Source organism: Frigoribacterium sp. PhB160 (assembly GCF_003751785.1).
Classification (GTDB): Bacteria; Actinomycetota; Actinomycetes; order Actinomycetales; family Microbacteriaceae; genus Frigoribacterium.
In genome coordinates, this window is record NZ_RKIE01000002.1 from 117,505 (window position 1) to 136,352 (window position 18,848).

The following is an 18,848-nucleotide window of genomic DNA, read 5'->3' on the forward strand; positions in this document are numbered from 1 at the left end:
CCCGCCGTCTCGTCGACGCCTCCATCGGTCACGCCCCGGCGCTGGTGGCTGCGGACTCCGCTGGGCCCGTCGACTCCCTCCGCCGACGCCGGAGCACGTGACCGGTCGAGGCCGCCGCGACGAGGGCGAGCCCGGCGAGCACGATGCCCACGGCCGTCGAGACGATCCGGAGACCGTCCGGTCCGCCGGTGAAGGCGAGAGCGGCGGGAGCCGACTCTGCCGGTGCCGGCGGCGCGGCCGGCGGCGTGGACGGCGCCGGGGGACGGACGACCGAGAACGACTCGGACTCGTGGACGGTGGTGTCGGCGAACGCCGGCACGACCGGTGGCGCGTCGTCCACGGAGCCCGAACCGTCGGAGGTGAAGAGGAACACGTAGTGGCCGGGCTCCGTCGCGACGATGCAGGGCGCCTCGTAGCGTCCGTCGGCGCCGATGGTCGTCTCGGCCCGCCCTGCCAGGAGCGACTCGTCGATCTCGGCGACCGGCCCGAGGTCGGTGCCGGGGGCCGGGGCCTCGGTGAAGGGACCGACGAGCAGCGTGTCGACCCGCACCTCCGGTGCCGCGGGGTTGCCGTCGAGGACGTCGAGGGCGTCGCTCACGCAGCTGCCCGGCAGCACCTCGCGGTCGCCCACGACGGCGGTCTCGATGCGGGGCGCCCACGGGACGAAGGTGGTCTCGAACGCGGTGCCGAACGCGGACCGCCAGCCCTGCACCCGGTCGCGACCCGCCTCGGCGGGGGTGTCGGCGGGGTCGATGGTCTCGACCCACGTGTACCAACCGCCCGACGGGAGCTCGCACCCCGGCGTCGCGTAGGTGCCGGGGCCGTCGAGCACCTCGACGGCGACGTCGCACACCACGGGCGCGTCGGCAGGCCACTCGTCACGCGGCTCGACGGGTGTCCGGAAGGGGCCGAGGAGGCGGCTGCGCACGGTCACGGGGACGAGCGACCAGGTGCCGTCGGCTTCGTACCGGCCCCACTCCGAGAGCAGGCCCTCGCCCGGCAGCACGTCGAGCGTCAGCTGGTCGGTGACGACGGTGCCCGGCTCGGCGACGACGTCGCTGGTCGCCGTCGAGACCGTGGGACGGAACGGCAGGGGCGAGAGGGACTCGACGCTCGCCACGTCGCTCGCGGCGACGCTGACGCCGCCGGTGAAGAGGATGCGCTGCGACCCGGCGGGGCTCGTGCCGACCGTCATGACCCGGCCGTACGGCAGGTCGTCGAAGCGGGCCTCTCCGGTCACGGTCATCTGGGCTCGGTCGCCCGTCGCCGTGAACGGCAGGGCGTTCCCGTTGTGGAGGAGAGCCTGTGTCGAGCCGTCCGCGAAGACCGCCCCCGTCAGTGTCGCGGTGCCGACGTGGGCAGGCCCGAGCTCCTCGGGGCCGCCCCCGACGCGGTCGACGACGAGGTCGGCCCGGATGCTGCCGGTGCCGTCGGGCTGGAGGTCGACGGAGACCGAGCCGGTCACCGACGTCGACGCGGCGGCGGTGGCCTCGGCCAGCATCTGGTTGGCGCGTTCGAGGACGATGGGCCAGCGCTCGTTGGCCCGCCCGGCGTAGTACCGCTGCGTGTGGCCGTTCAGGCCGGTGATGGTCCAGACGGCGAGCTGCCCGGCGGCCGCCGTGTCGGCGTCCCCCGTGTCGCCCCAGGTGCGGGCGATGTAGGCGAGCCGGGCGTGGTCGGCCGTCGAGACGCCGACCACCTCGCTGCCGGTCTCGGTGTCGTAGTGGTTGCCCACCGGGGACGACTTGCCCGCCTCGAGGCAGAAGGCCTGTCGGCCGTCCTCGAGTCGGTAGGTGCCGAGCCAGGAGGCGTTGTCGCCTCGCCAGAGGTGACCCGTGCCGAGACCGGTGGAGGTCACGGCCTCGGCCGGGGCGAGGAGGAAGAGCGGCGCGGCGAGGAGGGTGAGCACGAGGAGCAACGAGGTCGTCATGCGGTGGCGGAGGGGCCCCAGAGGGCCGTGTCGTGAGTTCATGCCACGACCATGGCGTCGGGTGGGCCGTCGTCGTGGCTGCGTGTCGCCGATCTGTGGAGGGCCTCGCGCGTCGGTGGACGGGGGAGGGAGAGGCGACGCGGACGATGCGACGACGACGACGCCCGCCCGTCGGGGAGGCGAGGGGCGGGCGTCGTCGGATCAGGACCAGGTCGAGGTCACTCGGTCTCGTCGAGGTCGATCTCGTCGCCGGCCAGGTCGTTCTCGGCGAGGCCCGGCTCGGCCTCGCGCGGCGAGCCGCCGGTCGGGCCGTCGTTGCCGTCGCCGATTCCGGGGAGCACCGTCTCGCCAGCGACCGCGTCGTTCGTGACGATCTGCTGGCTCTCCTCGAAGTCCTTCTCCTCGTCGTAGGGCTCGTCGCCGGAGGCTGCGGGGGTCTGGGTGTCGCTCATCGTGAGGTCCTTCCGGGGTGGGGGGGTGGAGGTGGGGATCAGGCCAGGCCGAGCTGCTGCATCATGCCGGCCTCGTCGGTGGCGCCCCACCGCTCGACCAGCAGGCCGTCGCCGTCGAAGCGGCCGACCTGGATGCCGCGCACCGTGAAGGTCTTGCCGGTCGCCTCGTGGCCCTGGAACGGTCCGGTGTGGGTGGCCGTGATCGTGAAGACGGCGGTGACCTGCTCGTCGTCGGCGACGAGGGTCTCGACGGCGAGGTCGGCGTCGGGGAAGGCCGTGAAGAAGTCGGACCAGAAGGCCTTGATGCCCTCGACGCCGGCCGGGGCCCCGGGCGCCGGGTCGTGGTCGACGACGTCGGCGTGGAAGCCCTCGCCGAGCCGGTCGACCTCTCGGGCCGTCAGGATCTCGCCGAGGAGCTGCTGGGTCTGGAGGTTGGCGTCTCGCGACATGTCGTTCTCTCGTTCCGTCGTGTGTCAGGTGGTTCTCGTCTACTCCCGACCGCGACGCCGACCCTTGTGGAGGCTCCCAGGGAAGGACGGGCCCGGACGTGCTCGTCGCACGGTGCGAGGTCAGGCAGGCTGCAGCAGGCCGCGCTCCTCGACGTCGGCGACCGCGAGCACCTTGTACCCCTCGGCCTCGAAGAACACGGTCATGCGGTCGCCCTCGGTGCTCATCACGGTGCCCTCTCCCCAGGCGGCGTGCACGACCCGCGCGTCGACGGGGAAGAGCGCCGACTCGACGTCGTCGGACCCGGCCTGCTCGCTCTCGGGGGACACGCCCCGCGCCCGCTCGTCGGACCGCGCGTCGGGCTCGTCGGCCGCCGCCCGGCAGTCGTCGCAGTTGCCGCAGCGCTGCGACGCCTCCTCCCCGAAGTAGGCGAGGAGGAACCGGCGGCGGCAGCCGCGCTTCTCGGCGTAGCCGCGCATCATCTCGATGCGCGACTTCTCGACGCGTTCGCGCGACTCAGCCGTGTCGCGGGCGGCCTCCGCCGCCGTCGCGGCCTCGAAGCCGTCCGTGGGCCGGTAGCCGCGCGACGACTCGGCGATCGTGCCCGCCTCGAGCAGCAGGTCGAGGAGGCGGGAGACCTGGCGGGGCTTGAGCCCGGCCGCCTCGGCCACCGCACTGCGGCGAACGGGCCCGTCAGCGTCGGCGACGGCTCGGAAGGCCGCCTTCAGGTGGGCGCGCGACGGGAGCCCCGAGGCGAAGAACGAGCGCAGCGACAGGTCGTCGGCCCGGTAGTGCAGCGTCGCGTCGGCGGGCTCGCCGTCACGACCGGCCCGCCCGATCTCCTGGTAGTAGGCGTCCAGCGACTCGGGGACGTCGGCGTGGACGACGAAGCGGACGTCGGGTTTGTCGATGCCCATGCCGAAGGCGCTCGTCGCGACGACGACGTCGAGGCCGCCGTCGTGGAACCGCTCGTGGAGGGCGCCCCGGTCGGCCGAGCGGAGACCCGCGTGGTAGGCCTCGACGACGCGGTCCGGGCACCGTGCGGCGATCTCGTCGGCGTACCGCTCGCTCTCGCGCCGGGTCGCCACGTACACGATGCCCGGGGTCGTCAGGTCGGCCACCTGCTCGATGACGGCACGGCGCTTCTCCGCCTCGTCCTCGTGGCGCACGACGCGCAGCCAGAGGTTCGGGCGGTCGAATCCGCGGCTGACGACGAGCGGGTCGCGCAGCCGCAGCCGCTCGACGACCTCGTCGCGGATCGGTCCGGAACCCGTCGCCGTGAGGGCGAGGACGGGCGGACGGCCGAGCCGCTCGGCCACCTCGCCGAGGTGGAGGTAGTCGGGGCGGAAGTCGTGGCCCCACGACGAGACGCAGTGCGCCTCGTCGACGACGAGCAGCGCGACCCCGGCCGCGGCGAGTCGCTCGACGGTCTCGTCGCGCGCCAGCTGCTCGGGGGCGAGGAAGACGTAGGTGACCTCGCCGGCCGCCACGCGCCTCCAGCTCTCGTCGTTCTCGTCGTCGGTGTGGCCGGAGTTGACGTCGACGGCGGTGGGGGCCTCGGGGTGCCCGACGAGCCCGGCCACCTGGTCGGCCTGCAGGGCGATCAGCGGCGAGACGACCACGGTCGGGCCGTCGAGCAGCGCACCGGCGACCTGGTAGATGGCGCTCTTGCCGTAGCCGGTCGGCATGATGCCGAACGTGTCGCGACCGCCCAGCACCGACTCGACGGCCTCGGTCTGAGCGGGCCGCAGCTCGTCCCAGCCGAAGAGCCGGTCGGCCGCCTCGGCGATGCGCTCGGCGGTGGTCTCGCTCGTGGTGGTGGTCGTCGTCGTCATGGTCGCCCTCGTCCTGCCTCTCGCTGCCGGATCGCGGCGAGACCCTCGACACCATGCCTCCGACCACCGACACGCGCGCCGTCCACAGACGATCGGCAGCCGTCCCTCCACCGCTGTACCCCGACAGCCGTCGTCCTCCGCCGCAGCCGGAGCGCGGTCTGCGCAGGGCGACCGCGCTAGGCTGGCGCAGGCCAGTTGTCCCGACGTCGAGAAGCCGATGCCTCGATGCCGAGACGTCCCCAGGTGAGTCGAACGCAGCGATGCGGATTGGAAGAACAGCGTGGATCTTTTCGAGTACCAGGCCAGGGACTTGTTCGAGTCCTACGGCGTGCCGGTCCTGCCGGGCATCGTCGCCGACACCCCCGCGGAGGCACGGGCGGCGGCTGAGGAGCTCGGCGGCGTGACCGTCGTCAAGGCCCAGGTCAAGGTCGGCGGGCGAGGCAAGGCGGGCGGCGTCAAGGTCGCCAAGAACGCCGACGAGGCCGAGGCCGCCGCCGAGTCGATCCTCGGACTCGACATCAAGGGGCACGTCGTCAAGCGCCTGATGATCGCCGGGGGCGCGCAGATCGCCCAGGAGTTCTACTTCTCGGTGCTGCTCGACCGGGCCGCCCGGTCGTACCTGTCGCTCTGCAGCGTCGAGGGCGGCATGGAGATCGAGCAGCTCGCGGTCGAGAAGCCCGAGGCGCTCGCGCGCGTCGAGGTCGACCCGAGCGCGGGCATCGACCTCGCCAAGGCCGAGGAGATCGCCCGAGCCGGAGGCTTCCCCGACGAGCTGATCGCCAAGGTCGCGCCCGTCATCGTCAAGCTCTACGCCGTCTACGAGGGCGAGGACGCGACGCTGGTCGAGGTCAATCCCCTCGTGCTCACCGAGCAGGGCGACATCGTCGCCCTCGACGGCAAGGTCACGCTCGACGAGAACGCCGAGTTCCGTCACCCGGGCCACGCCGAGCTGGAGGACGCCGACGCGGCCGACCCGCTCGAGGCGAAGGCCAAGGCCTCCGGCCTCAACTACGTCAAGCTCGACGGCGAGGTCGGCATCATCGGCAACGGCGCGGGGCTCGTCATGTCGACCCTCGACGTCGTCGCCTACGCCGGCGAGGCCCACGGCGGCGTCAAGCCGGCGAACTTCCTCGACATCGGCGGCGGGGCGAGCGCCGAGGTGATGGCGGCCGGCCTCGACGTGATCCTCGGCGACGAGCAGGTCAAGAGCGTGTTCGTCAACGTCTTCGGCGGCATCACGGCCTGCGACGCGGTCGCGAACGGCATCGTCGCGGCTCTCGGCATCCTCGGCGACGCGGCCACCAAGCCGCTCGTCGTCCGACTCGACGGCAACGCCGTCGAGGAGGGCCGACGCATCCTGGCGGAGGCAGCGCACCCGCTCGTCACCGTCGTCGCGACCATGGACGAGGCAGCCGACAAGGCCGCCGAACTGGCTTCGAAGTAAAGGGCAGCAGAGAACAATGTCGATCTTCCTCAACAGAGACAGCAAGGTCATCGTCCAGGGCATCACCGGCGGCGAGGGCACCAAGCACACCGCGCTGATGCTGAAGGCGGGCACGAAGGTCGTGGGCGGCGTCAACGCCCGCAAGGCCGGCACCACGGTCACGCACGGCGACGTCGAGCTGCCCGTCTTCGGGACGGTCGCCGAGGCCGTCTCGACGACCGGCGCCGACGTGTCGATCGTCTTCGTGCCGCCGGCGTTCGCCAAGGACGCGGTCGTCGAGGCCATCGAGGCCGAGGTGCCGCTCGTCGTCGTCATCACGGAGGGCATCCCCGTGCAGGACGCCGCCGAGTTCTGGGCCCTCGCGAAGTCCAAGGGCGGCACGACCCGCATCATCGGGCCCAACTGCCCCGGCATCATCACGCCGGGCGAGTCGCTGGTGGGCATCACGCCCGCCACGATCTCGGGCTCCGGCCCGATCGGCCTCGTGTCGAAGTCGGGCACCCTGACCTACCAGATGATGTTCGAGCTGCGCGACCTCGGCTTCTCGACCGCCATCGGCATCGGCGGCGACCCGGTCATCGGCACGACGCACATCGACGCCCTCGAGGCGTTCGAGGCCGACCCCGACACGAAGGCGATCGTCATGATCGGCGAGATCGGCGGCGACGCCGAGGAGCGCGCGGCCGACTACATCAAGGCCCACGTCACCAAGCCGGTCGTCGGCTACGTGGCCGGCTTCACGGCGCCCGAGGGCAAGACCATGGGCCACGCCGGGGCCATCGTCTCCGGCTCGGCGGGCACAGCCCAGGCCAAGAAGGAGGCCCTCGAGGCGGCCGGCGTCAAGGTCGGCAAGACGCCGAGCGAGACGGCGGCACTCCTCCGCGAGGTCTACGCGGCCCTGTAGGGCAGCCTGCACGGCAGGTCCGTCGACGGGCGTGCGCGACGGGACGAACGGTCACGACCGCTCGGCCCGGCGGCACGCCCGTCGTGGCGTCCGTGCGGTCCGAGGGGCGGCACGCCCGTCGTCGCGTCCGCCCGGCCCGGAGGTCGGCGGGGCACGTCGGGCTCCCGGGCCGACGCCGGTACAGTCGTCCGCGATGAACCGCCCAGTCACCGCCGTCTTCGCCGCGCTCGAGGCCCTGCTCGTCGTCGGCATCGGCGTGGGCATCCCCGTCGTGCTCCTCAGCCTGCTCTGGGCGTTCCAGTACGGGCTCCAGCTCGACTGGCTGATCTTCTGGCGAGCGGCGGTCGACGTCTGGCTCGTCGGGCACGGGGCGGACCTGACCCTCCAGCTCTCCGCCGACGCCGCGGCCGCCACGGGCGTGGCCGGCGCCGACGCGCCGATCCGCGTCTCCATCGCGGCCCTCGGCTTCTCGGTGCTGACGGTGCTGCTCGCGGTCCGTGCCGGGCGGGCCGTCGCCGAGACGCCGCACCGCGTGCTCGGCACCCTCGTCAGCATCGCGGCGTTCGCCGTGCTCGCCCTCGGCCTCACCGCCTCCGCGCAGCACGAGCTGGCCGCCCCGTCCCTCTGGCAGGGCACCCTGCTGCCGACCCTCGTCTACGCCGTACCGCTCGCGACGATGGCCGAGGTCACGCGACGTCGCCGCGGCGGGCCCGCCGACCCCGCGACCGACCTCGTGCTCGACCTCGTCGCGCGCATCCCGCACGTCGGTCGTGCCGTCGTCGGCTCTGCCCTGCGCCTCGGCGTCGGCAGCCTGGCGGTCGTGCTGGCCGTCGCGTCGGTCGTCGTGGCCCTGCTGCTGCTCACGAGCTACGCCGAGCTCATCACGCTCTACGAAGGCGCGCACGCCGGGTTGCTCGGGGGCCTGGCCCTGACGATCGGCCAGCTGGCGTTGCTGCCCGACCTCGTCGTCTGGGCGGTCTCGTGGTTCGTCGGGCCGGGCTTCGCCCTCGGCACCGGGTCGCAGGTGTCGCCGCTCGGCACGAACGTCGGGCCGCTGCCGGCCGTGCCCTTCCTCGGAGCGCTGCCGACGGGCGACCCGGCCTTCGCCTTCCTCGGACTGCTGGTGCCGGTCGTCGCGGGCTTCGTCGTCGCCACCGTCCTGCGACCGCGCGTCGAGCGCGTGCTCGCGGAGTCGGGCGTCGACGACCTGCTCCGCCGCGCCCTGGTCGGCCTGGCAGGCGGGGTCGTCGCCGGCGTCGCGGTCGGCCTGCTCGCCTGGGCCGCCTCGGGCTCGGCGGGCCCGGGCCGCCTCGCGCAGGTCGGCCCCGACCCGCTCGCCGTCGGGGGCTTCGCCGCGCTCGAGGTGGGAGTGCCTGCCGCCCTCGCACTCGTCGTCTCCGTGCGCCGCTTCCTCGGGCACGACGACGAGGCGTCGTCGTCCGACGAGAGCCGGGGAGGCGCGGACCGGGTGACCGAGGCCGCCCCCGCCCCGAGCGGCGCCGCACGGCAGCAGGCCGGCGGCGGCGACGCGGACGCGACGGGGCCCATCGCGGTGGCCGCGCCTCCGGAGCGGTCGTCGTGGAGGTCAGTGCTCGAGCGGGTGCCGTTCGGCGCGGGACGCTCCGCCGCGAGGGGCGAGAGCACCACGAGCGACCGGGCGACCACGGGGGAGGCCACGGCCGCCCCGGCGTCGAGCCGCCCGGCCGACGCCGCTCCGTCGGTCGCGGCGCACGAGGACGCGCCGTCCGTCGGCGAGCCGGGGAGGCCGTCGTGGATGCCCGCGCCCCGCGAGCGGACGCCCGAACCGGCGAGCCCGTGGTGGGTGCGGTCGGGCGGCACGAGCGCCGCGGGCGCGAGCCCCTCCCACGAGAGCGCCCACGCCCCGACCCGCGACACCGACACCGACACCGACCGCGGCGGCCGCGGCGAGGACGGCGACGACGTGACCGAGCCGATCGACGACGTCCGCCGCTGACCGCGCTCCGTGACTCTCCGACGGCGTCCACGGGCGGGCCTGCCGACGGGGTCCGCCGACGGTCGTCGGTCGCCGCCGGGGCGCCGCGCCCGGGCCGCTAGGCTTGCCCGGTGCTGAAGCTCGTGGTGCTCATCTCCGGTGGCGGCTCGAACCTGCGCGCCCTGCTCGAGGCGGCGTACGACGCCGAGTACCCCGCCCGCGTGGTCGCCGTCGGCGCCGACCGCGACGCCGACGGCCTCGAGCACGCGGAGGCGTACGGCATCCCCACCTTCTCGGTGCCGTTCACGAGCTTCCCCGACCGGGCCGCCTGGGGCGACGAGCTGCTCGCCCAGGTGCTCGGGTGGCAGCCCGACCTCGTCGTCCTCAGCGGCTTCATGCGGCTCGTGCCGCCGCGGGTCGTCCAGGCGCTGAGCCCCCACCTCATCAACACGCACCCCGCGTACCTGCCCGAGTTCCCCGGCGCCCACGGCGTGCGGGACGCGCTCGCAGCCGGCGTCGACCAGACCGGGGCGAGCGTCATCGTCGTCGACGACGGCGTCGACAGCGGGCCGATCCTGGCGCAGCGCCGCATCCCGGTGCTGCCCGGCGACGACGAGTCGTCGCTCCACGACCGCATCAAGCTCGTCGAGCGGGAGCTGCTCGTGCAGACCGTGCTCGACGTCGCGAACGGAACGATCGACCTCGAACAGGAGAGCCACGCATGAGCGGCCACACCATCGACCCCTCCCTCTACCGCGACCGCGACGTGGTCCCGGTCACGCGGGCCCTGATCAGCGTGAGCGACAAGACGGGCCTGCTCGACCTCGCGGCGGCGCTGGCGCAGGCCGACGTCGAGATCGTGTCGACGGGCTCGACCGCCTCGACCATCCGCGAGGCCGGCCACGCGGTCACCGACGTGAGCGAGGTGACCGGCTTCCCCGAGTCGCTCGACGGTCGGGTCAAGACCCTGCACCCGGGCATCCACGCGGGCGTGCTCGCCGACCTGCGCCTCGAGTCGCACGAGCGCCAGCTCGCCGACCTCGGCATCGCCGCCTTCGACCTCGTCGTCGTCAACCTGTACCCGTTCGTCGAGACCGTCGCGTCGGGTGCCGAGGCCCCGGCCGTCATCGAGAACATCGACATCGGCGGGCCCGCCCTCGTGCGCGCCGCGGCGAAGAACCACGCGAACGTCGCGATCGCCGTGTCGCCGGCCAGCTACCCCCTCGTCGTGAAGTCGCTCGCCCTCGGGGGCACCACCCTCGCCCAGCGTCAGCGCCTCGCCGGCGAGGCGTTCGCGCACACGGCGGCCTACGACTCGGCCGTCGCGTCGTGGTTCACGTCGCACCTGGGGGCCCGGGCCGAGCACGACGCGGCCGCCGCCCCGGAGGCGCGGGTCGGCCTCCCCGACGAGGTCACCCTCGCCGGCACCCGCCAGGCCGTCCTCCGCTACGGCGAGAACGCGCACCAGTCGGCGGCGATCTACGCGACCGCCGACGGCGCGGGCATCGCCCAGGCGCAGCAGCTGCACGGCAAGGAGATGTCGTACAACAACTACGTCGACGCCGACGCCGCCCTCCGCGCCGCCTACGACTTCGACCAGCCGGCCGTCGCGATCATCAAGCACGCCAACCCGTGCGGCATCGCCGTCGCCTCGCCCGACGCCGCCGACCCCGTCGCCGACGCCCACCGTCGCGCGCACGCCTGCGACCCGGTGTCGGCGTACGGCGGGGTCATCGCCACGAACCGCCCCGTCACGCTCGCGATGGCCGAGACGGTCAAGGACATCTTCACCGAGGTGGTCATCGCCCCGGGCTTCGACCCCGACGCGCTCGACGTGCTGCAGTCGAAGAAGAACATCCGGCTGCTCGCGCTGCCCGGCGACTTCGCCCGGGCCGCGACCGAGGCGAAGCAGATCTCGGGCGGCCTCCTCGTGCAGGAGGTCGACTCCTTCGAGGGCTGGTCGTCCGACGCCTGGACCCTCGTGGCGGGCGACGAGGCCGACGCGGCCACGCGGGCCGACCTCGAGTTCGCCTGGCGGGCGTGCCGCTCGGTGAAGTCGAACGCGATCCTGCTGGCCGACCAGGGCGCCTCCGTCGGGGTCGGCATGGGCCAGGTCAACCGCGTCGACTCGTGCCAGCTGGCCGTGACGCGGGCAGGGGAGCGGGCCCGTGGCTCGGTCGCCGCCTCCGACGCGTTCTTCCCGTTCGCCGACGGCCTGCAGGTGCTGCTCGACGCGGGGGTCCGCGCCGTGGTGCAGCCGGGCGGGTCCATCCGCGACGAGGAGGTCGTCGCGGCCGCGACCGCCGCCGGCGTGACGATGTACTTCACCGGCGAGCGCCACTTCTTCCACTGATCGACGCGGCGGGCGCCGCCGAGCGGGAGAGGGGCAGGACGCCCGGCGTCCGGCCCCTCTCGCCGTGCCCGGGCCTGGCGACGGCGCGGCGGGACGGCGGCGACCGGACCGGACGGTCTTGCGCGGGGCGCGCCTCCGGACATATCCTGCAAGGCTGTCCGCAGCCGGCCGCGAGGCCGTCCGGACGAACGACGACGACGCAGGAGGACACGATGAACTCGACGACACGGACCACGGTGGCCACGTCCGCCTCCGGTGCCCTCGCGCTCCGCGCCTCCTCGGCGACCGCCGCCCCGGCCTCGACCCCGGCGCGGCGCGGATAGCCCGACCGGCCCCGCCACCCGCTCGACCACGCCGTCGCAGGCCCGCGCCCGCGACGTGTCGAGAGCCCTCCCCAGGCGGAGGCGCTGCTCGCCTCTCCCCACTCGGGAGCACCTCCCTGCGGTGCTCCCCGTCAGATCACGACACTTGGATCACCCATGCCCCAGCCCACCGTCCCTCCGCGCACCCCGCCGGGTCGTCCCTCGACGACCCGGGCCCTGGCGCGCCTCCTCCCGTACGCCCGCCCCGCGCTGCCGCGCCTCGTGCTCGGCATGGTCGTCGCGCTCGTGGCCGCCGTCGTCGCCCTGCTGATCCCGCTCGTGCTGCAGCGCCTCGTCGACGGCCCGCTCTCCGGCGGCGACGCGTCGCAGGTGTGGCCGGCCTTCGCGGTCGTGCTCGGGCTCGGCCTCGTCGAGGCGGCCATGATCGCGGCCCGGCGCCGGCTCGTGCTGACCCCCAGCACGCACGTCGAGGCGAGCATGCGCAACTCGCTCTACGCGAAGCTGCAAGACCTGCCCGTCGCCTTCCACGACCGCTGGCAGAGCGGTCAGCTGCTCAGCCGGTCGGTGAGCGACCTGTCGCTGATCCGCCGCTGGCTGGCGTTCGGCCTCGTGCTGCTCGTCGTCAACGTGCTGACGATCGTCGTCGGCTTCGTCGTGCTCTTCTTCTACAGCTGGGTGCTGGCGCTCATCTTCGTCGTCGCCTCGGTGCCCGTGTTCGTCGTCAGCCTGGCGTTCGAGAAGCGGTACTCCGTCGTCGCCCGTCGCAGCCAGGACCAGGTCGGCGACCTCGCGACCAGCGTGGAGGAGAGCGTGCACGGCATCCGCGTGCTCAAGGCCTTCGGCCGCGGCGCCCACTCGCTGCGCGAGTTCGCCAAGCAGGCCGAAGAGCTGCGCGGCACCGAGATCGAGAAGGCGAAGGCCATCTCGAAGCTCTGGCTGTGGCTGCTGCTCGTGCCCGACGTCGCCTTCGCGCTCTGCCTCCTCGGGGGCATCGCCCTCGCCGCCGACGGCCAGCTCACCGTCGGCCAGCTGTTCGCCTTCTTCGCCACGGCGACCGTGCTGCGCTGGCCGGTCGAGTCGATCGGGTTCCTGCTGTCGATGACGTTCGACACGCGCACCGCGGCCGACCGCTTCTTCGAGGTGATGGACAGCGTCAACACCGTCACCGACCCCGACGAGCCGGCCACCATCGACGAGCCGCGCGGTCGCCTCGTCTTCGAGTCGACGCACTTCCGCTACCAGGACAGCCCCGCGCAGTACCCCGACCTCGTCAACGGCGTCGACCTGGCGATCGAGCCGGGCGAGACGATGGCGCTCGTCGGGCTCACCGGCTCGGGCAAGACGACGCTGCTCGCCCTCGTGCCGCGGCTGTACGACGTGACGGGCGGTCGCGTGACGCTCGACGGCGTCGACGTGCGCGACCTCACGCGCGCCGAGCTGCGTCGGCACGTGGGCATGGCGTTCGAGGACGCCACCCTGTTCAGCGCCTCCGTGCGGGAGAACGTCCTGCTCGGTCGGCCCGACCTCGTCGACGACCCGGTCGAGGCCGACCGCGTGCTGCGCGAGGCGCTCGACATCGCTCAGGCCGACTTCGTCGACCGCCTGCCCGAGGGCGTCGACAGCCGGGTCGGAGAAGAGGGGCTCAGCCTCTCGGGCGGCCAGCGACAGCGGCTCGCGCTCGCCCGGGCCGTCGCGGCCCGCCCCGCGGTGCTCGTGCTCGACGACCCCCTGTCGGCGCTCGACGTCGACACCGAGGCGCGCGTCGAGGCGGGGCTCCGCCGCGTGCTCGCCTCGACCACGTCCCTGATCGTCGCGCACCGTCCGTCGACGGTGACGCTCGCCGACCGGGTGGCGCTGCTCGAGAACGGCACCGTGACCGCCGTCGGCACCCACTCCGACCTGCTCGCCACCAACGAGCACTACCGCTACGTGATCTCGTCGCTCGACGACGACACCGCCCCCCGCCGAGAAGAGGTGCTCGCGTGAGCGACCAGCGCGACGACGTCCTCGACGGACGTACCCCCGCCGAGAAGCGGGCCGAGCAGGGCTCGAGCACGGAGGGCGTCCGGGGCGAGGAGCGCAGCGACTTCACCACGGCCGAGAGCAAGCGGCTGCGGGGTCGCTCGCTGCGCCTCCTCGGCTCGCTCGTGCGCCCGCTGCGCTGGCGGCTCGCCGTCATGGCGCTCGTCGTCGTGGTCAGCACGGCGTGCCAGGTGGCCGGTCCGGCGCTGATCGCGTACGGCATCGACAACGCCCTGCCGGCCCTCATGGACCGGCAGGACTGGGCTCCGGCGATCTTCGTCGTCTCGGTGTACCTGGTGACCGGGGTGCTCGGGGCCGTGCTCATGGCGCAGTACACCGTGCTGTCGGCGCGCATCAGCCAGGCGATCCTCATCGACCTGCGCAAGCGGCTGTTCCTCCACACGCAGGCGCTGAGCCTCGAGTTCCACGAGACCTACACCTCGGGCCGCATCATCTCGCGGCAGACGAGCGACCTCGACTCGATCCGCGAGCTGCTCGACTCGGGCATCAACCAGCTCGTGCAGGGGCTGCTCTACATGCTCTTCACGGCGATCGCGCTCGTGAGCCTCGACGCCCCCAGCGGGCTCGTGCTCGCCGTGGCGCTCGTGCCCCTCGTGGCGCTGACGCGCTGGTTCCAGGTGCGGTCGCAGAAGCTCTTCCGCGCCACGCGCGTGACGAGCGCGCGGGTCATCGTGCACTTCGTCGAGACGATGACGGGCATGCGGGCGGTGCAGGCCTTCCGCAAGGAGGCGCGCAACGAGGAGGAGTACGCCGGCCAGGTCGAGGGCAACCGCACCGCGAACTCGCGCGTGTTCACCCTCTTCGGCACGTTCGACCCGGGCCTCGTGCTGATCGGCAACGCGACCCTCGCGGCCGTCGTGCTCTTCGGCGGCTTCCGCGTCATCGGCGGCACGCTCGAGATCGGCGCCCTGCTCGCCGTGGCCCTCTACGCCAAGCGCTTCTTCGACCCCGCGGAGGAGATGGCGATGTTCTACAACAGCTACCAGTCGGCCTCGGCGGCGCTGGAGAAGATCTCGGGCGTGCTCGAAGAGCGGCCGAGCGTGCCCGACCCGACTCGGCCGGTCGAGCTGCGCCACGCGAAGGGCACCGTCGAGTTCGACGACGTCGAGTTCGCGTACGCCGCCGACAGCGTCGTGCTGCCGCAGTTCGACCTCACGATGCCGGCCGGGCAGACCATCGCCCTCGTCGGGTCGACCGGGGCGGGCAAGTCGACGCTCGCCAAGCTCATCTCGCGGTTCTACGACCCCACCCGCGGCAGCATCTCGCTCGACGGCGTCGACCTGCGCGACCTCCACCCGAACGACCTCCGTCGGGCGATCGTCATGGTCACCCAGGAGGCGTACCTGTTCTCGGGCACGGTCGCCGACAACATCGGGCTCGGCAAGCCCGACGCCTCGCGGGAGGAGATCGAGCGGGCCGCCCGGGCCGTCGGGGCGCACGAGTTCGTCGTGGCCCTGCCCGACGGGTACGACACCGACGTCAACAAGCGTGGCGGCCGCGTCTCCGCGGGGCAGCGCCAGCTGCTCTCGTTCGCGCGGGCGTTCATCGCCGACCCGGCGGTGCTCATCCTCGACGAGGCGACGGCGTCGCTCGACATCCCGTCGGAGCGCATGGTGCAGGAGGCGCTGCAGACCCTGCTCGCCGACCGGACGGCGGTCATCATCGCCCACCGCCTGTCGACGGTCGCGATCGCCGACCGGGTGCTCGTCATGGAGCACGGCCGCGTCGTCGAGGACGGCACGCCCGCCGACCTGATCTCCGGCACGGGCCGCTTCGCGCAGCTGCACGCCGCCTGGCGCGACTCGCTCGTCTAGGGCGGGCTCGTCAGCCCGCGTGGCGCCAGGCCCACACCTGGCCGCCGTCCGCGACGACGGCCCAGTCGCCGCAGGCGTACCCGGCCGTCGGCAGGTCGTCGGGCAGCCACTCGGGGGCGAGCGACGGGGTCGTCGGGACCGGGTCGGCGGGGGCGCACCCGGCCATGTCGGCGGGGGAGGTCGCGGTGCGGAGCGTGAGCACCGCCTCCTCGTGGTCGTGGCGGAGGGTGTCGACGCGGATGTCGGTGGCGTCGGAGGGCATCCACCCGTCGAGCACGAACGAGCGCGTGCCCGTCTTCGGCGCGTCGCCCCAGCGGGCGAACTCGTAGCTCTTCTCGGGCGGCACGAGGGAGGGGATCGAGCAGCCGACCGCGGTCACGGCGACGGAGCAGGCGAGGGCGACGGCGGTGACGAGGCGGCGGGTCGAGGGCATGGTCCGATGCAAGCGGGCCGGCGCCCGGGCCGGATCAGCCGGAGGGCGCGACCTGCTCGGCCGGGAGGCTGATCACCGGGGGCCGAGTCCCGTGCCGACCTCGCCGGCCGGGGCCGACGGCGACCGTCGGACTCGGCTCAGGGGCTCCAGGCGGCGCGCTCGAGGTCGACCCGCAGCACGCCCGTCCGCCCCTGCCGCAGCGGGGTGCCCTCGACCCGGTAATGCTCGAGGGCGCGCTGCTCGTGACGTTCCGGCGGCAGGCCCGACGCCCGCACCACGCGCCACCACGGCAGGTCCGACCCGGCCCAGGCCATGACCTGGCCGACCCCGCGGGACGAGCGGGAGCCGATGGCCGCCGCGACGGAGCCGTAGGTCATGACCCGGCCCGGCGGGATCGTCTCGACGACGGCGACCACGCGCGAGGCGAAGTCGTCACCCGCCGGGCTCACTCGGCCGGGGTCGACGGGGCGATGGTCAGCGCGGCGAGGTGCTCGCCGTAGGGCGTCTCGCCGACGACGGTGAAGCCGATGTGGGCGAAGAAGTCCTCGGGGCCGTCGTCGCCGGGCTCGTACATGACCGTGAGGCGGTCGAAGCCGCGCGAGCGGGCCTCGTCGGCGAGGGCGTGCACGGCGAAGCGCCCGATTCCCTGGCCCTGGTGGTCGGCCGACACGTTCATGCGCCAGATGCAGCTGCGCAGGGCCGGGTCGTCGCTCTCGGCGTCGAAGTTGCCCATGATGAAGCCGACGACCTCGTCGCCCTGCAGCACGACGCGGGGCCAGGCCGTGGTCGGGTTGACGTAGGCCTCCGCGATGGAGTGCGAGACGGGGGCGACGTACTGTTCCTGACCCGGCTTGAGCGTCAGGTTGTTGGCCGCGACGACGGTGGCGGCGGACAGTTCTTCGAGGCGCAGGTCGGACATGCGCTCAGGGTAGCGGCGCACCGGCGCCCGGCACCACCGTCGCGCCGACGACGTCGTGGTGGGAGGATCGGCCCATGCACACCGAGCCCGCGGGCGACGACGACCTCGACGCCTGCGAGACCGTCTGGCTGGCGGCGCTCGCCGCGCGCGACGGGCACGAGCCGGCGGCGGGGACGGCCGAGCGGTTCCGCACGAAGGCCCGGGCCCAGCGGGTGGCGCTGCGGGCCCTGCGGGAGGCGAGCGGCGACGGCGGGGCCGACCCGCGCCTCCTCGGCTTCGGCCTCGTGACGGCCCCGGGCACGGGCTACCCGACCGACCCGCCCGACGCGGCCTACCTGGCTCTGCTCGCCGTCGACCCGGCCGAGCAGGGACGAGGAGGCGGCGGTCGCCTCCTCGACGACCTCACCGACGACGCGCGGGCCGCCGGGCACGACCGCCTCGTGCTGCACGTCCTCCGCGAGAACGGCGGCGCCGTGGCGCTCTATCGCTCGCGGGGCTGGGCACCGTGGGGCGAGCCCCTCGCACACGCGCTGACCGGACAGGCGACGCAGACCTTCGTGCTCGGCGCCTGAGGCCGCGGCCCGTCGGCGCCGGGCCGTCCGCTCATCGGCCATGATCGTCGGATGACGAGAGGCACGAACCTGCCCGCGATCGGCGGGTACAACCGCTCCGTGGTGCTCGACGCCGTGCGGCGCGAGCGGGCCGGGCTCAGCCGCACCGAGATCGCGGCGCGCACCGGGCTGAGCCCGCAGGCCGTGACGAACGTGTCGCGGCGCCTGCTCGAGGCCGGGCTCATCCGCGAGAGCGGCACGGTCATCAGCGGGCCGGGCAAGCCCCGCACGATGCTGCAGCTCGAGGCGCGCGGCCGCTACGCCGTCGGTGTGCACGTCGACCCCGCGGTGGTCACCTACGTGCTGCTCGACCTCGAGGGCTCCGTCGTCGCGCACACCCGGACGCCCACCCCGTCGGCCTCCGACCCCGACGACGTGGTCGGGCTCGTGGCGCGGACGGTGGACGCGCTCGTGGCGGGCTCCGGGGTCGACCGCGCGCGCCTCCTCGGGGTGGGCATCGCCTCGCCGGGCCCGATCGACGTCGAGGGCGGCGTCGTGCTCGACCCGCCGATGCTGCCGCTCTGGCGGCACGTGACGCTGCGGCGCTCGCTGAGCGCGGCGACCGGGCTGCCCGTGCTGCTGGAGAAGGACGTGACGGCGGCCGCCGTCGCCGAGCTCTGGTTCCGCGACGGGGCGGCGTCGGGCACGCGCGGCGACTTCGCCTTCGTCTACTACGGCACGGGCTTCGGCATGGGGCTCGTGCTCGGCCGCGAGGTGCTGCGCGGGGCGAGCGCCAACGCCGGCGACTCGGGCCACATCACCGTCGACCACGAGGGGCGGCGCTGCACCTGCGGCCGCGTCGGCTGCGTCGGCGAGCTCGTGACGCCGCACGCGCTGTCGCGCCAGGCGGTCGAGGCGGGCGTGCTCGGGCCCGGCGACGTCGACGAGGCGGTGCTGGCGGCCGCGCTCGCCGACAGCGACCCGGTCGACCTGCACCTGATCGAGGAGGCGCTGGTCGCCCTGGCCGCCAAGGCGCGCGCCGGCGAGGCGGGCGCGCTGGGCGTGCTGCGGGGCGCGGCGTCGCACCTGGCCCGGGCCGTCGTCGTCGTCGTCAACCTGCTCGACCTCGACGAGGTCGTGTTCGGCGGCCCGTTCTGGGAGGTCATCGCGCCGTACGTGCTGGCCGAGCTGCCCGACGAGGTGCGGTCGTCGGAGGCGCTGGTGGCGCGGCACCCGATCGCGATCGTCACCTCGTCGATCGGCGAGGACGTGGCCGCCGTGGGGGCGGCCTGCCTCGTGCTCGACCACGCGTTCTCGCCCCGCCCGTCGGCGCTGCTCATCTCGGCCTGAGCCGGACGCGCGGACCGGGTCACGACTCGGTCACGACGTCTTGACACGAATAACTCCAGACGGTGTAGTAACTGCAACGCCCCCGGCACCGTCGCC

General features: G+C 73.9%; 16 protein-coding genes. 9 read left to right on the forward strand and 7 right to left on the reverse strand.

Annotated elements, in window-relative coordinates:
* Positions 1-28: 28 nt before the first annotated feature.
* From EDF38_RS09595 to EDF38_RS09610, 4 genes are all read right to left on the reverse strand, one after another.
* Positions 29-1,972, reverse strand: a complete 1,944-nt coding sequence (locus EDF38_RS09595) for a thioester domain-containing protein (protein WP_148061482.1) — start codon at positions 1,970-1,972, stop codon at positions 29-31.
* Positions 1,973-2,148: 176 nt separating this feature from the next.
* Positions 2,149-2,382: a hypothetical protein gene (locus tag EDF38_RS09600; protein WP_123355227.1), complete on the reverse strand. Its 234-nt coding sequence runs from the start codon at positions 2,380-2,382 to the stop codon at positions 2,149-2,151.
* Between the two features lie 38 nt (positions 2,383-2,420).
* Positions 2,421-2,831, reverse strand: coding sequence for an ester cyclase (locus EDF38_RS09605; protein WP_123355228.1), 411 nt, complete (start codon positions 2,829-2,831; stop codon positions 2,421-2,423).
* Between the two features lie 120 nt (positions 2,832-2,951).
* A complete protein-coding gene (locus EDF38_RS09610; RefSeq protein WP_123355229.1) occupies positions 2,952-4,664 on the reverse strand; it encodes an ATP-dependent DNA helicase RecQ in 1,713 nt (570 codons plus the stop codon).
* Between the two features lie 280 nt (positions 4,665-4,944).
* Here EDF38_RS09610 and sucC point away from each other — a divergent pair, with 280 nt between their 5' ends.
* From sucC to EDF38_RS09645, 7 genes are all read left to right on the forward strand, one after another.
* On the forward strand, positions 4,945-6,108 hold the full coding sequence (sucC, locus tag EDF38_RS09615; protein WP_123355230.1) for an ADP-forming succinate--CoA ligase subunit beta: 1,164 nt from the start codon (positions 4,945-4,947) through the stop codon (positions 6,106-6,108).
* A 16-nt stretch (positions 6,109-6,124) separates the two neighbouring features.
* Positions 6,125-7,012 (forward strand): succinate--CoA ligase subunit alpha, encoded by an 888-nt coding sequence (gene sucD, locus EDF38_RS09620; protein WP_123355231.1) that lies wholly within the window; start codon positions 6,125-6,127, stop codon positions 7,010-7,012.
* A gap of 193 nt (positions 7,013-7,205) precedes the next feature.
* Entirely contained in the window at positions 7,206-8,987 is a 1,782-nt protein-coding gene (locus EDF38_RS09625) for a DUF6350 family protein (protein WP_199734685.1), read from the forward strand.
* Positions 8,988-9,097: 110 nt separating this feature from the next.
* Positions 9,098-9,691 carry a phosphoribosylglycinamide formyltransferase gene (gene purN / locus EDF38_RS09630; RefSeq protein ID WP_123355232.1) on the forward strand — a complete coding sequence of 198 codons (594 nt, stop codon included), beginning with the start codon at positions 9,098-9,100 and terminating at the stop codon, positions 9,689-9,691.
* Entirely contained in the window at positions 9,688-11,319 is a 1,632-nt protein-coding gene (gene purH / locus EDF38_RS09635) for a bifunctional phosphoribosylaminoimidazolecarboxamide formyltransferase/IMP cyclohydrolase (protein ID WP_123355233.1), read from the forward strand. The genes purN and purH overlap by 4 nt, the downstream gene beginning before the upstream one ends.
* Positions 11,320-11,798: 479 nt before the next feature.
* The gene (locus EDF38_RS09640; protein WP_123355234.1) at positions 11,799-13,628 is read left to right on the forward strand and encodes an ABC transporter ATP-binding protein; all 1,830 of its coding nucleotides are present in this window, start codon (positions 11,799-11,801) and stop codon (positions 13,626-13,628) included.
* The gene (locus EDF38_RS09645; protein WP_123355235.1) at positions 13,625-15,499 is read left to right on the forward strand and encodes an ABC transporter ATP-binding protein; all 1,875 of its coding nucleotides are present in this window, start codon (positions 13,625-13,627) and stop codon (positions 15,497-15,499) included. Before EDF38_RS09640 ends, EDF38_RS09645 begins: the two co-directional genes overlap by 4 nt.
* Before the next feature lie 10 nt (positions 15,500-15,509).
* Here the strand turns inward: EDF38_RS09645 and EDF38_RS09650 are convergent, their stop codons facing one another.
* The 3 genes from EDF38_RS09650 to EDF38_RS09660 all read right to left on the reverse strand — a co-directional run bounded on the left by EDF38_RS09650 (position 15,510) and on the right by EDF38_RS09660 (position 16,851).
* Positions 15,510-15,932 (reverse strand): hypothetical protein, encoded by a 423-nt coding sequence (locus tag EDF38_RS09650; protein ID WP_123355236.1) that lies wholly within the window; start codon positions 15,930-15,932, stop codon positions 15,510-15,512.
* 137 nt (positions 15,933-16,069) lie between these two features.
* Entirely contained in the window at positions 16,070-16,381 is a 312-nt protein-coding gene (locus EDF38_RS09655; RefSeq protein WP_123355237.1) for an MGMT family protein, read from the reverse strand.
* A complete protein-coding gene (locus tag EDF38_RS09660; RefSeq protein ID WP_123355895.1) occupies positions 16,378-16,851 on the reverse strand; it encodes a GNAT family N-acetyltransferase in 474 nt (157 codons plus the stop codon). The genes EDF38_RS09655 and EDF38_RS09660 overlap by 4 nt, the downstream gene beginning before the upstream one ends.
* Positions 16,852-16,925: 74 nt before the next feature.
* Here EDF38_RS09660 and EDF38_RS09665 point away from each other — a divergent pair, with 74 nt between their 5' ends.
* Both EDF38_RS09665 and EDF38_RS09670 read left to right on the forward strand, forming a co-directional pair.
* Entirely contained in the window at positions 16,926-17,423 is a 498-nt protein-coding gene (locus EDF38_RS09665) for a GNAT family N-acetyltransferase (protein WP_123355238.1), read from the forward strand.
* A gap of 51 nt (positions 17,424-17,474) precedes the next feature.
* On the forward strand, positions 17,475-18,752 hold the full coding sequence (locus tag EDF38_RS09670; RefSeq protein ID WP_123355239.1) for an ROK family transcriptional regulator: 1,278 nt from the start codon (positions 17,475-17,477) through the stop codon (positions 18,750-18,752).
* Positions 18,753-18,848: the final 96 nt, after the last annotated feature.